Raw genomic sequence first — 12825 nt, 5'->3', positions numbered from 1 at the left:
TTCGTAAACCCGGGGCCCCGCATCTCTTTGCGGGGCCTTTCCCTATTTTTGGAGAGAAGACTTCATGGCCTACGCCGACCACGACCCGCGATCAAATTACGTCGCGATGGTGCAGCGCAAACGTCTCTATGGCGGCATTACGCTGTCAATTTTCGTTTTGCTTCTGGCTTCCGGTTTCATGCTCGCGGACGAGCGCAATGCCGGCGGGTTCTGGAGTGGTCTCCACCGCATTTTCGACTTTCCCATCGACGTATGGCAAGACACCGCGCCGAAGCTCGACCAGCTGCCGGGCCATCTTGTCACCTATTTCCCGTCGCTCATTGAGACGATCAACATTGCCGCAACCTCGACGCTCCTTGGCGCGGTCGCCGCGATGTTCCTCTCGCTGCTCTCGACCCGTGGGCTCGCGCGTTGGCCGCACCTCATTCCCGTCATTCGCCGCACCATGGACATCATGCGCGCGATCCCGGAGATCGTTATCGCGCTCGTCCTGATCTTTGTGCTCGGCGGCGGTCCGGTGCCTGCGATGATTGCGATCGCCTTTCACACGGTTGGCGCGCTCGGTAAACTTTTCTCCGAGGTGAACGAGAACACCGACCTCAAACCCGTCGAGGGCCTGTCCTCTGTTGGCGCCACGTGGTTCCAGAAGATGTGGTTCGGAATTGTGCCGCAGGTTGCGCCGAACTGGTTCTCCTATGCGCTGCTCCGTTTTGAAATCAACATCCGCGCCTCCGCGATCCTCGGCTTCGTGGGCGCCGGCGGGATCGGCTACGAGCTCAAGAACGCAATGTCCTGGGGCCAGGGCAAATACGACGAGGCCGCAGCCATCTTCATCCTGCTCTTCGGCACGATCGTCTTCTTCGACCAACTCTCCAGCCACTTCCGCAACGGGCTGACACACAAAGGAGGACACTGACATGTCCGACGCAGTTCTCAGCCCGAACCAGTCTAACGCGGGATATGATGCCGCGGAGCGCCTCTTCGTCAAAAAGCGCCTCATCTCCTTTGCCTTGCCTGCAGCGATCCTCGCCTATTTCGTTTACGTTTTCTTCGCCTTCGATCTTATGGGCCTCGCTGGTCGTGCCCGCTGGGACAACGGCGCGACGCTTTTGTCGGACACGTGGAGCTACAAAGTCCATGTGACGCGGGACAACCGCTCTGACGAGACCTCGGTCGCCATCGAAGGCGAACGCAAGGGCGCCTACCCGCAGGGCGAAGCCCCTGATTGGGTCACGCTCGGCGACAGCACCACCTTTATTGACCTTGGCGCCGGCCATGAGGTGACGTTCTTGCCGGACAATGCCATCTCGGTGACGATCCCCGACTTCGGCGTGATCGACGCCCGCGTTGACGGCCGCACCATCGTGTCGAACCTGCCCGAAGAGACCCCCGACTGGATTTCCGCGTCGCGCACCCGTTTGCAGATCAACACCGAAGAGGGCCGTATCTCCCTCACCCGCAACCGGACCGAAGTGTTCAACTACTTCCCGGGTTGGGAGCTGTTCTTCTTCACCCTCGATAGCCCGTATTACGGCCAGTCCCTGTTCGACATCCTCTTTGGCGAACGCATTGATCCGGAGCGTCATAACATTGCCGGTGCATGGCATGACTTCTGGCACAACGCCATGTGGAGCCACATGCAGGTTGCTTGGGCGCTGTTTGAGACCATCCTCATGGCTTTCCTCGGCACATTCGGCGCGGCCATCGTGTCGCTCCCGCTCGCCTTCCTCGCCGCCAAGAACTTTGCCCCGCTGCAAGCGATCCGCTTTGGTCTGCGCCGTGTTTTCGACCTCTTCCGCGGGATCGACGGTCTGATCTGGACCATCATCCTCGCCCGAGCCTTCGGGCCGGGGCCGCTGACCGGTGCGCTCGCGATCCTGCTCACGGATACAGGTTCCTTCGGCAAGATGTTCTCCGAGGCGCTCGAAAACGTGGATGACAAACAAATTGAGGGCGTCGGCTCCACAGGCGCGCGCACGGTCCATCGTTATCGTTTCGGTGTGTTGCCGCAGGTGACGCCGGTCCTTCTGTCTCAGGTGCTCTACTACTTCGAATCCAACACCCGTTCGGCGACGGTGATCGGCGCGATCACGGGCGGTGGTATCGGTCTCCTTCTGACGCAGGCGATGATCACCCAGAAGGACTGGGAAGAAGTTACCTACTACATCATCCTCGTCGTGTTGATGGTGATGTTGATGGACAGCGTGTCGGGCTGGATCCGCCGCAAGCTCATCAAGGGCGAGTAAGCCGCCCAAGGCACAGGAGACCTAACATGGCAAAGCTGGGCCAAGAGCCGATGGTGCACGACGGCGCGATCCTTCACGACGTCAAATGTGGCGCCTATGTCGAGATCGGTGAAGGTAGCCGTGTGCTGAACACCGAGTTCGGCGATTACTCCTACTGCGACCGCTATGCAGAGATCGCCAACGCGCGGATCGGCAAGTTCTCCAACATCGCGGCGTTTACGCGGATCGGCCCGACGGATCACCCGATGGAGCGCGCGTCGCTCCATCACTTCCTTTATCGCTCCAGCGACTACTGGGATGATGCTGAACTCGATGGAGAGTTCTTCGAGCGCCGCGTGGCGCGGCTCGCCCATATCGGGCACGACACCTGGATCGGCCACAACGCGGTGATTAAACCCGAAGTGACCATCGGCGACGGCGCGGTGATCGCCTCCTCCGCCGTCGTGACAAAAGACGTCGCGCACTACTCTATCGTTGCAGGCATTCCAGCAAAGCCAATCCGTGAGCGTTTCCCCAAAGAGATCGCGGAGCGCGTGATGGCGCTCGCGTGGTGGGATTGGGATCACGAGACATTACGCGTGCGTCTGGACGATTTCCGGCACATGTCGATTGAGGCGTTTCTTGAGAAATACGAGTAAGCGCGCGGCGCGTCATTCGGTCTCGACCGTCAACGCCACCTTGTCACCGGCAAAGCGTGTCTGACCGTATTCCACCGGCGTGCCGTCCGCGTTGATGTTGATCGAGACAGAGCGCAGGATCGGCGCGCCTTCGCGCAGGCCGAGGTGAAGGGCCTCAGTCGCGCTCGCGAGTTCCGCCGTGATGCGGGTTTCCCGTCGGGTGTAATCCTCTACGCCGCAGGCCTTGAGAGCCGCCGTCACGGATGTCGTCTCCCCCAAAGCCGCCGCCATGCCGGGGAGGCGCGCTTCCGAGAAAATACTCTCGAAATGCGCGAGCGGCGCGCCGCCGGACATAGAGACACCTTCATAGACAACCACCGGCGCGCCCTCTGCGATTTCGAGCGCGGCTGCTTCAATCGCGTTGCTCGGACGTGTTTCGACCCTGAGCGCGCGCTTTTGCGCGAGACGACCAGTTGCGGCGATGTTCTTGTGAAATCGCGTCCGCTTTCCAATCGGGTAATCGGTCGGCACCTGCGCCACAAACGCCCCCGCCCCGCGCCGCGTCCGGACCAGCCCGCGATCCACGAGATCCGCAATCGCCCGCCGCACAGTATGGCGGTTTACCTCGAACCGCTCGGCCAGCTCTGCCTCGGTCGGGAGCTTGCCTCCGGCCGGGTAATGTCCTTGGGCAATCTCGGATTGCAGCGTTGTCGCAATCGAGGTCCAGATCGCCGTTCTCGCCATGCGGGCACACTCCGTCACCAAAGTTTCACAAGACTCTTCTTGCTGCCCACCATGGGCAATCTGTATTATTTGTATAGTTGTCTAATTTGCAAGGCAAGATGTCTAATGACCGATCTGACCCCAGACCAGAAAGCCCGCCAAGCCTGGCTGAGCCTTCTCGCCAAATCACCGCCCGCCGCACTCGCAGAGCATTGCGATGCGCTCGGCACCCTGCCGGACCACACATGGCTCCAGCCGCCCGAGACCGGCGCCGTCATGGTGCGCGGCCGCACGGGCGGAACGGGTGCGCCTTTCAACCTCGGCGAGATGACCGTAACGCGCTGCGCCCTGACACTTGAGACCGGCGAGGTTGGTCACGGCTACGTGCAAGGGCGCGACAAAAGCCACGCCCAACGTGCCGCTGTTGTCGATGCCCTCATGCAGACGGATCGCGCGAACGAGGTGCGCAGGGCAGTCCTGACGCCGCTCGAAACCGCGATGATCGCGGCCAAGTCCGCCCGCGCGGAAAAAGCTGCTGCAACGAAAGTCGATTTCTTCACCATGGTCAGAGGAGAAGATTGATGGATATCCAATCCCTTTCTGGCGGGTTCGAGAACGCGCCCGTGCAATCCGCACACGCCTTCCGCACCGCTCTCAATGTCCTCTCGCGTCCCGGCACGATCATGGAATTGCGCGGTGCAAACGCGCCTGCTCCGGTGTCGGAGGCGGCAGCAACGCTGCTGCTCACGCTTTGTGATCCGGAAACGCCGCTCTATTTGGCGGACACGCATGACACCAAAGAGGTGCGCGACTGGATCGCCTTTCACATCGGCGCGCCGTTGGTTGGCCGCGCGCACGCGCATTTCGCACTCGGCACGTGGGAGGCTCTGTCGCCAATAAACACGTTCCCGATCGGCACCCCCGAATATCCGGATCGCTCCACGACGCTCATCGCTGAACTCGACGAGTTGAACGAGCACGGCGCCTCCCTCACAGGGCCGGGCATCAAAGACCGTGCGCACCTCGGCCTGCCGGAGATCGATGCGTTTCAGATGAACGCGTGCCTTTTCCCGCTCGGGCTTGATTTCTATTTCACCGCAGGCACGCGCGTCGCCGCCCTGCCGCGCAGCACCAAAGTGGAGGCAGACTGATGTATGTTGCCGTCAAAGGTGGTGAACGCGCCATCGACAACGCCCATGCGTGGCTCGCCGAGGAACGGCGTGGGGACACGTCCATCGCGGAACTGTCGGTCGAGCAAATCCGAGAACAACTCGGGCTCGCCATCAATCGCGTCATGGCCGAAGGGTCGCTCTATGATCCCGATCTCGCCGCGCTCGCGATCAAACAGTCCCGCGGAGATCTGATCGAAGCGATCTTCCTGATCCGCGCCTATCGCACCACGCTGCCGCGCATCGGGCATTCGCATCCGATTGATACCGGAAAAATGGCCTGTGACCGCCGCATCTCCGCGACGTTCAAGGACGTCCCCGGCGGACAGGTACTCGGCCCGACGTTCGACTACACCCACAGGCTTCTGGATTTCAAACTCGCCGCAGAAGGTGAGTTGCCGGAGGCTCCCATCCGTGAAACCGAGGCGCAGGATATGCCTCGGGTCACGGACTATCTCAACCGCGAGGGCATGATCCAGACGGAAGAGCGGACTGAGGGCACCCCCCCCGACCTTACCCGCCAGCCGATGGAATACCCCGCCAACCGCCCCCTGCGCCTTCAGGCGCTGACGCGTGGCGACGAAGGGTTTGTGCTCTCGATGGCCTATTCGACCCAACGTGGATACGCGCGCAATCACCCGTTCGTCGGGGAATTGCGTATTGGCAAAGTCGCGGTTGAGATGGACATTTCAGCGCTCGGCTTCTCCATCGACATCGGCGAGATGACAGTGACCGAATGCGAGACCGTCAACCAGTTCACTGGTTCCAAGTCCGAGCCGCCGCAATTCACGCGCGGCTACGGGTTGGTGTTCGGCCAGACGGAGCGCAAGGCGATTTCCATGGCGCTCGTGGACCGTGCCCTGCGCTGGAAAGAACTTGGCGAGGATAACGTGGGCGCCCCCGCCCAAGACGAAGAATTCGTCCTCGCGCATTCCGACAACATTCAGGCCACCGGCTTTCTCGAACACATCAAACTGCCGCATTACGTCGACTTCCAATCCGAATTGGAACTCGTCCGCAAGCTGCGCGCAGAGGTAATGGCCGCCAGCCAGAAGGAGGCCGCAGAATGAGCGACTACAACTTCGCCTATCTCGACGAACAGACCAAACGGATGATCCGTCGCGCGATCCTCAAAGGCATCGCGATCCCGGGCTATCAGGTGCCTTTTGCCTCCCGCGAAATGCCAATGCCTTATGGCTGGGGCACGGGTGGCGTGCAGGTCTCTGCCGCCTGTCTCACGCCGGATGACAGTTTCAAAGTGATCGACCAAGGCGCGGACGACACGACCAACGCCGTTTCGATCCGCAAGTTCTTTGAACATACAGCAGGTGTGGCGACGACAGAGCACACGGTCGATGCGACCGTAATCCAGACGCGTCACCGCATCCCAGAAGAACCGCTCACCGAAGATCAGATCCTCGTCTATCAGGTTCCGATCCCCGAACCGCTGCGCTTTCTGGAACCGCGCGAGACCGAGACGCGCAAGATGCACGCGCTTGAGGAATACGGCCTCATGCATGTGAAGCTCTACGAAGACATCGCGCGCCACGGCAATATTGCGACGGCCTATGCCTATCCGGTGAAGGTCGAGGATCGCTATGTCATGGACCCGAGCCCGATCCCGAAATTCGACAACCCGAAGCTCGAAATGGCCGCGATCCAGCTGTTTGGCGCAGGCCGCGAACAGCGCATCTACGCCATCCCGCCCTACACCAAGGTCGTCAGCCTCGATTTCGAGGATCACCCCTTCGATCCGTCGAAAGCCGATCACCCCTGCGATCTCTGCGGTGCCGAACACACCTATCTCGACGAAGTCATCATTGATGACGAAGGCGGGCGGATGTTTGTGTGCTCGGATACCGACTACTGTTCGAAACGTCAGGCCGATGGTCATCGCGGACGCCTGTCCCCCATTGAAGAGGCTGCAGAATGAACGCCCCTGTCACCCCCCTTCTGTCCGTGCACGATGTCGCCAAATATTACGGCGGCCGGATCGGATGCACGGATGTGTCCTTTGACCTCTACCCCGGCGAAGTCATGGGCATTGTCGGTGAGTCTGGCTCCGGCAAATCCACGCTGCTCAACTGTCTCGCGGGGCACCTCACGCCGGATCAAGGCGAGGTTCTGTTCGACACGCGCGACGATGGTCTGCGCGACACCTTGACCATGAGCGAGCCGGAGCGCCGGATGCTGTCCCGCACCGATTGGGCCTTTGTCCATCAGCACGCACGTGACGGGCTTCGCATGTCTGTCTCGGCAGGCGGCAACGTCGGTGAGCGTCTCATGGCCGTCGGCGCCCGTCGCTATGACGATATCCGCGCCAAGGCGATCGACTGGCTCGACCGTGTCGAGATCAGCGAAGACCGCGTGGACGACCGCCCCTCCGCCTTTTCCGGCGGGATGCAGCAGCGTCTTCAAATCGCCCGCAACCTCGTGACCGGCCCGCGTCTCGTGTTCATGGATGAACCGACCGGCGGTCTCGATGTCTCCGTGCAGGCGCGTCTTCTCGACCTCTTGCGCGGCCTCGTGAGGGAGATGGGTCTGTCTGCCATCATCGTAACCCACGATCTCGCCGTTGTGCGTCTTCTTGCGGATCGGCTTATGGTGATGAAATCAGGCCGTGTCGTGGAAGCGGGCCTGACTGACCAAGTGCTCGACGATCCGCAGCACGCCTACACCCAACTCCTCGTGTCTTCTGTTCTACAGGTGTAACCATGATCTGTGTCGAAAACGTCTCGAAAACCTTTACGCTCCACAACCAGTCGAGCGCGGTCATCCGCGTCATGGAAGGGGCTTCCTTCACAGTCGGGCGCGGCGAATGCGTGGCGCTCACAGGGAACTCCGGCGCGGGCAAATCGACGCTCATGCGGATGATCTACGGCAACTATGTCGTCGCCTCCGGCTCGATTTTTATCGGTGACACGGATGTTGCGAGTGCCGAACCGCGCGAGGTGATCGCGCTGCGTCGCGAAACCCTCGGCTATGTGTCGCAGTTCCTGCGGGTTGTTCCGCGTGTGCCGACGCTCGACGTGGTCGCGGAACCGCTTCTGGCCATCGGCACCGACCGTGATGTTGCCTATGCCCGCGCACGTCACCTGCTCACACGCCTCAATATTCCCGAAACCCTGTGGGGCCTGTCGCCGACGACGTTTTCGGGTGGGGAGCAGCAGCGCGTGAACATCGCCCGCGGTTTTGCGCATACTTATCCGGCCATGTTGCTTGATGAGCCGACCGCGTCGCTCGATGCGACAAACCGCGAGACGGTTCTGTCTCTGATCGAAGAGGCAAAGGCACGCGGGGCCGCAATCATCGGGATTTTCCACGACAAACCGGCCCGTGATCGGGTCGCGGATCGTGAGATTGACGTGTCGGCCTTTACCCCTTTGAGGGCGGCGTAATGGCCGGTCGTCTCATCGCTGTCGTCGGCCCCTCGGGGGCGGGCAAGGACACATTGATCGACGCCGCCATGGAGGCCAGACCGGACCTCTACAAAGCGCGCCGCGTCATCACGCGTCCGTCGAATTCAGGCGGTGAGGATTTCGACGGGGTCTCTGAGGCGGATTTCGCCGAACGTGTTGCAGCGGGAGACTTCGCGCTGCACTGGGATGCGCACGGCCTGCGCTATGGCGTTCCGCGCACCATTGAGCGCGCGATGGAGGAAGGGCGGGATGTGATCTTTAACGGATCACGTGGCATCTTGGCCCACGCCTACGAACTCTATCCTAACCTCAAGGTGTTGCTCATCACCGCATCGCCCGATGTTTTGGCGGCACGTCTTGCCAGTCGGGGCCGCGAAACCCGTGAGAAAATCGAGCAGAGGCTCGCACGCGCAAGTTACGATATCGCGCCAGGCCTGCCCGTCTATCAGGTGACCAACGACGGCGTGATTGAAGACGCCGTCGCCGATTTCCTCTCCGCGCTTCAGCCGGAGAGCGCGTAGCGATGCAAAAGGTGGAACCGCCCATCCTCCGCCTCGCCAAAGAGGCACAGGTCGGAGACCACAAACGGGGTCGGCAGCATCGGGGCGAGCACAGGTGCCAGCGCCTGTTCGACCTGAATGGCGTCCTCTCCGGACAGGCGCCCGCTCAGCGTCAGGTGGAATTTGAACTGGTCCATGACATATGGGTAGCCCCAAAACGACAGGAGTTCTTCCTGCCGCGCGGACAGGCCAGCGGCCTTGCGACGCGCGAGTTCGGCCTCCGACGGCGCGGCGCGGTGGTGGTCCAGATCGCGCACGATCTTCCCCGCCATCTCGGCGAGCGGACCTGTGTCGCCATCAATCGTGAGCGCCAGGAAGCTCCCGAGCCGCGACAGCTTCAGCCCATCGCAGATGACAGGTTTCAACTCCGCCGCCAGTGCCGCCAAATCGGCCTCAAGCGCCTCTCGCGTAGAGCCATCAACGAGCCGGAACGGCGGCTTGATGGTGCCATGAAACCCGTATTTTCGTGGCGTCGCGGTGATATCCGTGACCGGCAGAGGCAGGCCCGACACATCCGGATGCGCGACAGCCTCTGCGGCCTGCGCGTCCCATCCCAACCAACTGGCCGTAAAGGCCGCGAATTCGCCCTGCGGCGGGGCATAATACACCGCATATCTCGAATATTTTTCCATGCCGCTCGCCCTACATGCCTCGTGTCACACGCGTGTGACAAAGACATGGGAAGGGAAGCCGTTCAAGACAGAGGTTCCAAATGACACAGACGATTTACACCAACGCGCAGATCGTGCGCGAGACCGAGGTCATCAAAGGCACGTTGGTCGCGGAAGACGGTAAAATTGTCGAGGTTTCCCAAGGATCGACAAGCATAGCCGGCGCGATTGATCTAGATGGGGATCTGTTGCTGCCCGGTCTCGTGGAATTGCACACGGACAACCTCGAACGCCATCTGGAGCCGCGGCCGCGGGTCGACTGGCCGCACGCTGCCGCGATCCTCGCCCATGATGCAGAGCTCGCTTCGGCAGGCATCACCACCGTGTTCGATGCCATGCGCATCGGTTCTATCCACGAGGGCAAAGCAGGCTACCAGCCATATGCCCGTTCTGTGTCGCGTGAGGTGATGGACCTGCGCGAAAAAGGTGCGCTCAAGATCAACCACTACCTGCACCTGCGGGCGGAGGTATGTTCCGAGACGCTCGAAGCGGAGTTCGCCGATTTCACCGCAGAGGACCGTGTTGGCCTCGTGTCCCTGATGGACCATACGCCGGGGCAGCGGCAGTTCCGCGACCTCTCGGCCCTCAAGACCTATGTGCAAAAAAAGCGCGGCATGACCGATGACGACTTTGCCGAGCACGTGGATCACCTCCTGACCCTGCGCGCCACCTATGGCGAAAAGCACGAAGTCGCGACCGTCAGGGAAGCCGCGCGTCTCGGCGCTGTGCTCGCCTCTCACGATGACACCACCGCAGATCAGGTGGAAACCTCCCGCGCCAACGGTGTGCGTGTGGCGGAATTTCCCACCACGGTCGAAGCGGCGCAGGCCTGCAAACTGCACGGCATCGCCGTGATGATGGGCGCGCCGAACCTGATCCGTGGTGGCTCTCACTCGGGCAATGTCGCGGCGCATGAACTCGCAGAACGCGGTCTTCTCGACATCATTTCTTCCGACTACGTGCCCTACGCGCTTCTGTCGTCTGCCTTCCTTCTGGCCGACCTTTGGGATGATGTTGCCCGTGCCATCACCTGTGTGACCTCTTCGCCAGCCAATGCCGTGAACCTCACCGACCGTGGTCGCATCGCAGAAGGCTGCCACGCCGATCTCGTCCGCGTCGCGCGGATCGAAGGCACGCCGGTTGTGCGCGGTGTCTGGTGCCACGGGCGTCAGGTCGGCTGATCCTATGTGCGCCGGATGAAAGCGCGGCCGATAGATTACCTCCCCTCGGTGGGGCTCGGGATCACGCAAATCCTCGGGTATGGGACGCTGATGTATGCCTACGCGGTGCTTCTACCGCGTATGGCGGACGCGTTCGGGCTGTCTCTCTCCACCGTTTTCGGCATTCTGTCTCTGGCGCTTTTCTTTGGCGGTCTCGTCTCCCCCGTCGCGGGGCATCTCGTGGACCGGTTCGGCGGGCGTTGGGTCATGACCCTCGGGTCTTTGATCGCGGGCGGCGCACTTGTCGCGCTGTCGTTCGTGGAAAACCGGACCCAGTTGTTTTTTGCCATTCTTTTTGCCGAGGGCGCGGGGATGTTCGTGCTCTACAATGTTGCCTTCGCCGCCGTCACGCGGCTGAAAAGCCCCGTTCCCCCTGCACGCGCCATATCGATCATCACGCTTTTCGGAGGGGTGGCCTCAACGATCTTCTGGCCGCTCACTCTCGCACTCGAAACACGGCTCGGATGGCAAGGCAGTTGGATCGTGCTCGGGGCACTGGTTCTCATACTTTGTGTTCCGATCCATGCGTTTGTCCTATCCGGCCCACAAAAGAGCCCGGACGATATTGCACGGCCTCTTGAGACGGACTGGCCGGAACTTCACGGTCCCGCGCGTAAACGCGGGATGCTGTGGATGATCATCTCGTTCATCTTCTCCGGCTACATCATGGGCGCGATCATGACGCTCTGGGTGACGAACACACAGGATTTCGGCCACACCGCGACAGCCGCCGCCTTTGCCGGCGCCGTCATCGGGCCGTTCAAAACGGTCGGTCGCGGCTTCGAGATGCTCGTGAGCCGGAAACTCTATCCGCTCATGACCTATGCGCTGGCTATGGGCCTGATGTTCGCAGGGTTCGCTGTGCTTCTGACTGCGGGGGCGAATTTTGCCGGTCTCGTCATTGCTGCCGCCTTGTATGGCATGGGCGACGGGATCAAGACGATCGCGCGCGGCACGCTCCCCCTCGCCCTCTTCGGTCAGCGCGGCTACGGCGCGCGCCTCGGCTGGATTTCCTTCGTTCAAATGTCGGTCAACGCCTCGGCCCCCTTTGTATTTGCCCTCATCGCCGAACGGTTCGGCGGCTGGTGGTCTTTCGCCGCCATGGCTGCCTGCCTGTGCGGCGCGATTGCCACCTATTTTCTGATCCCCGATCCAAGGAGACACCCATGCAACCTCTCAAAATCGGCGCCTGTCTGACGACGGCGCAGATCGCCGACCACCGTGATTGGCTGTTCGAGGCCGAGCGCGATATCGAGATTCAAGATTTCATGGGCTACGCGTCCCTCAAGGACGAGTTCGAGGATCGCATCGCGGCCGCGAAGGCGGCTTTGGACGGGCATAGCGGTCGCGTTGGCATCCATGGTCCCTTTGAAGGCCTCGACATCGACAACAAGGATGCCGAGTTGCGGCCCCTGATCACTGCGCGGTTCCTGAAAGCTCTCGAAGCCGCTGACCGGATCGGCGCGCGTCAGATGGTGCTCCATTCACCCTACACGCTTTGGTATCAAAACAACCGTCTGGCATCGCGCGGCTACGCAGAGGCGAAACTCGCGCGCATTCACGAGACCCTAGTCCCAGTGGTAAAGGCTTCGGAAGAGATGGGGATTACCCTCGTGATCGAGAACATCCATGACGTCGATCCCGCCACGCGCCGCGCCATGGTCGACAGTTTCAATTCCGACGCGATCGCCCTCTCTATCGACACCGGCCACGCCCATCTCGCGCGCTGCATGTCCGGCGCTCCGCCGGTAGATTACTTTGTCCGCGATGCTCGGCACCAGTTGCAGCACGTCCACATTCAGGACCTCGACGGCCACGCAGACCGCCACTGGGCTCCAGGTGAGGGTGAGATTGAATGGGCTGCGGTCTTCCGTGCATTCGCCGATTGCGAAAGCGCACCGCATCTGGTGCTGGAACTCGAACATGCTGAGGACATCCCGAAAGGATTCAAGCATCTGCAATCGCTTGGTCTGGTCATCTAGACGCCACGAACAGGTGACGATCCGCGCACGCGGTATGCCCGTGCATTGCTGTCAGACGGGTCGTAGACATCAATGAGATGCTGGCAGACGCGTTCAAATCAGTCTCGGCAGAGACAGGGGCCCTCTCCCTCAGGTCGCGCAGACCCACCGCCACTCAGAAAGAGCGGCGGTGTGGTTCTGCTTCGGACGTGATCTTGAGCTAAGGCTGCGCTCCGAAC

Annotated in this window: 15 protein-coding genes; 13 read left to right on the top strand and 2 right to left on the bottom strand. The window is 61.4% G+C overall.

What is annotated here, in order from left to right; genetic code table 11:
* The first annotated feature begins 64 nt into the window (after positions 1–64).
* Genes phnE (LA304_RS14925) through LA304_RS14915 form a run of 3 tightly spaced genes read left to right on the top strand, consistent with a single transcriptional unit; the run spans position 65 to position 2884 of the window.
* Positions 65–916, top strand: coding sequence for a phosphonate ABC transporter, permease protein PhnE (phnE, locus tag LA304_RS14925; RefSeq protein WP_224503962.1), 852 nt, complete (start codon positions 65–67; stop codon positions 914–916).
* 1 nt (position 917) lies between these two features.
* Complete coding sequence (gene phnE, locus LA304_RS14920) at positions 918–2246, top strand: phosphonate ABC transporter, permease protein PhnE (RefSeq protein ID WP_224503961.1); 1329 nt, start codon at positions 918–920, stop codon at positions 2244–2246.
* 26 nt (positions 2247–2272) lie between these two features.
* A complete protein-coding gene (locus LA304_RS14915) occupies positions 2273–2884 on the top strand; it encodes an LbetaH domain-containing protein (protein WP_224503960.1) in 612 nt (203 codons plus the stop codon).
* A gap of 12 nt (positions 2885–2896) precedes the next feature.
* Here the strand turns inward: LA304_RS14915 and phnF are convergent, their stop codons facing one another.
* Positions 2897–3607, bottom strand: coding sequence for a phosphonate metabolism transcriptional regulator PhnF (gene phnF / locus LA304_RS14910; protein ID WP_224503959.1), 711 nt, complete (start codon positions 3605–3607; stop codon positions 2897–2899).
* A 105-nt stretch (positions 3608–3712) separates the two neighbouring features.
* Here phnF and phnG point away from each other — a divergent pair, with 105 nt between their 5' ends.
* From phnG to phnN, 7 genes are read left to right on the top strand one after another with little or no spacing between them, the layout of a single operon-like run.
* Positions 3713–4168 (top strand): phosphonate C-P lyase system protein PhnG, encoded by a 456-nt coding sequence (phnG, locus tag LA304_RS14905; RefSeq protein ID WP_224503958.1) that lies wholly within the window; start codon positions 3713–3715, stop codon positions 4166–4168.
* Complete coding sequence (phnH, locus tag LA304_RS14900) at positions 4168–4737, top strand: phosphonate C-P lyase system protein PhnH (protein ID WP_224503957.1); 570 nt, start codon at positions 4168–4170, stop codon at positions 4735–4737. Before phnG ends, phnH begins: the two co-directional genes overlap by 1 nt.
* Entirely contained in the window at positions 4737–5825 is a 1089-nt protein-coding gene (locus LA304_RS14895; protein ID WP_224503956.1) for a carbon-phosphorus lyase complex subunit PhnI, read from the top strand. Before phnH ends, LA304_RS14895 begins: the two co-directional genes overlap by 1 nt.
* Positions 5822–6688 carry an alpha-D-ribose 1-methylphosphonate 5-phosphate C-P-lyase PhnJ gene (locus LA304_RS14890; RefSeq protein ID WP_224503955.1) on the top strand — a complete coding sequence of 289 codons (867 nt, stop codon included), beginning with the start codon at positions 5822–5824 and terminating at the stop codon, positions 6686–6688. Before LA304_RS14895 ends, LA304_RS14890 begins: the two co-directional genes overlap by 4 nt.
* Positions 6685–7467 carry a phosphonate C-P lyase system protein PhnK gene (gene phnK, locus LA304_RS14885; RefSeq protein ID WP_224503954.1) on the top strand — a complete coding sequence of 261 codons (783 nt, stop codon included), beginning with the start codon at positions 6685–6687 and terminating at the stop codon, positions 7465–7467. Before LA304_RS14890 ends, phnK begins: the two co-directional genes overlap by 4 nt.
* A gap of 2 nt (positions 7468–7469) precedes the next feature.
* Entirely contained in the window at positions 7470–8153 is a 684-nt protein-coding gene (gene phnL, locus LA304_RS14880) for a phosphonate C-P lyase system protein PhnL (RefSeq protein WP_224503953.1), read from the top strand.
* Complete coding sequence (gene phnN, locus LA304_RS14875) at positions 8153–8695, top strand: phosphonate metabolism protein/1,5-bisphosphokinase (PRPP-forming) PhnN (protein WP_224503952.1); 543 nt, start codon at positions 8153–8155, stop codon at positions 8693–8695. The genes phnL and phnN overlap by 1 nt, the downstream gene beginning before the upstream one ends.
* On the opposite strand, the gene LA304_RS14870 is transcribed toward phnN, so the two are convergent.
* Positions 8677–9366, bottom strand: coding sequence for a DUF1045 domain-containing protein (locus tag LA304_RS14870; protein ID WP_224503951.1), 690 nt, complete (start codon positions 9364–9366; stop codon positions 8677–8679). The two genes, phnN and LA304_RS14870, sit on opposite strands and share 19 nt — an antisense overlap.
* A gap of 80 nt (positions 9367–9446) precedes the next feature.
* Between LA304_RS14870 and LA304_RS14865 the strand changes: the two genes are divergently transcribed.
* The 3 genes from LA304_RS14865 to LA304_RS14855 are packed head-to-tail and all read left to right on the top strand — an operon-like array spanning position 9447 to position 12607.
* A complete protein-coding gene (locus tag LA304_RS14865; RefSeq protein WP_224503950.1) occupies positions 9447–10586 on the top strand; it encodes an alpha-D-ribose 1-methylphosphonate 5-triphosphate diphosphatase in 1140 nt (379 codons plus the stop codon).
* A 15-nt stretch (positions 10587–10601) separates the two neighbouring features.
* Positions 10602–11822, top strand: a complete 1221-nt coding sequence (locus tag LA304_RS14860; RefSeq protein ID WP_224503949.1) for an MFS transporter — start codon at positions 10602–10604, stop codon at positions 11820–11822.
* Positions 11792–12607 (top strand): sugar phosphate isomerase/epimerase family protein, encoded by an 816-nt coding sequence (locus tag LA304_RS14855; RefSeq protein ID WP_224503948.1) that lies wholly within the window; start codon positions 11792–11794, stop codon positions 12605–12607. Before LA304_RS14860 ends, LA304_RS14855 begins: the two co-directional genes overlap by 31 nt.
* Positions 12608–12825: the final 218 nt, after the last annotated feature.

It is taken from the genome of Celeribacter litoreus (genome assembly GCF_020165855.1).
In the GTDB taxonomy this organism is placed as follows: Bacteria; Pseudomonadota; Alphaproteobacteria; order Rhodobacterales; family Rhodobacteraceae; genus Celeribacter; species Celeribacter litoreus.
This window is presented reverse-complemented; position numbering and strand designations above follow the sequence as displayed.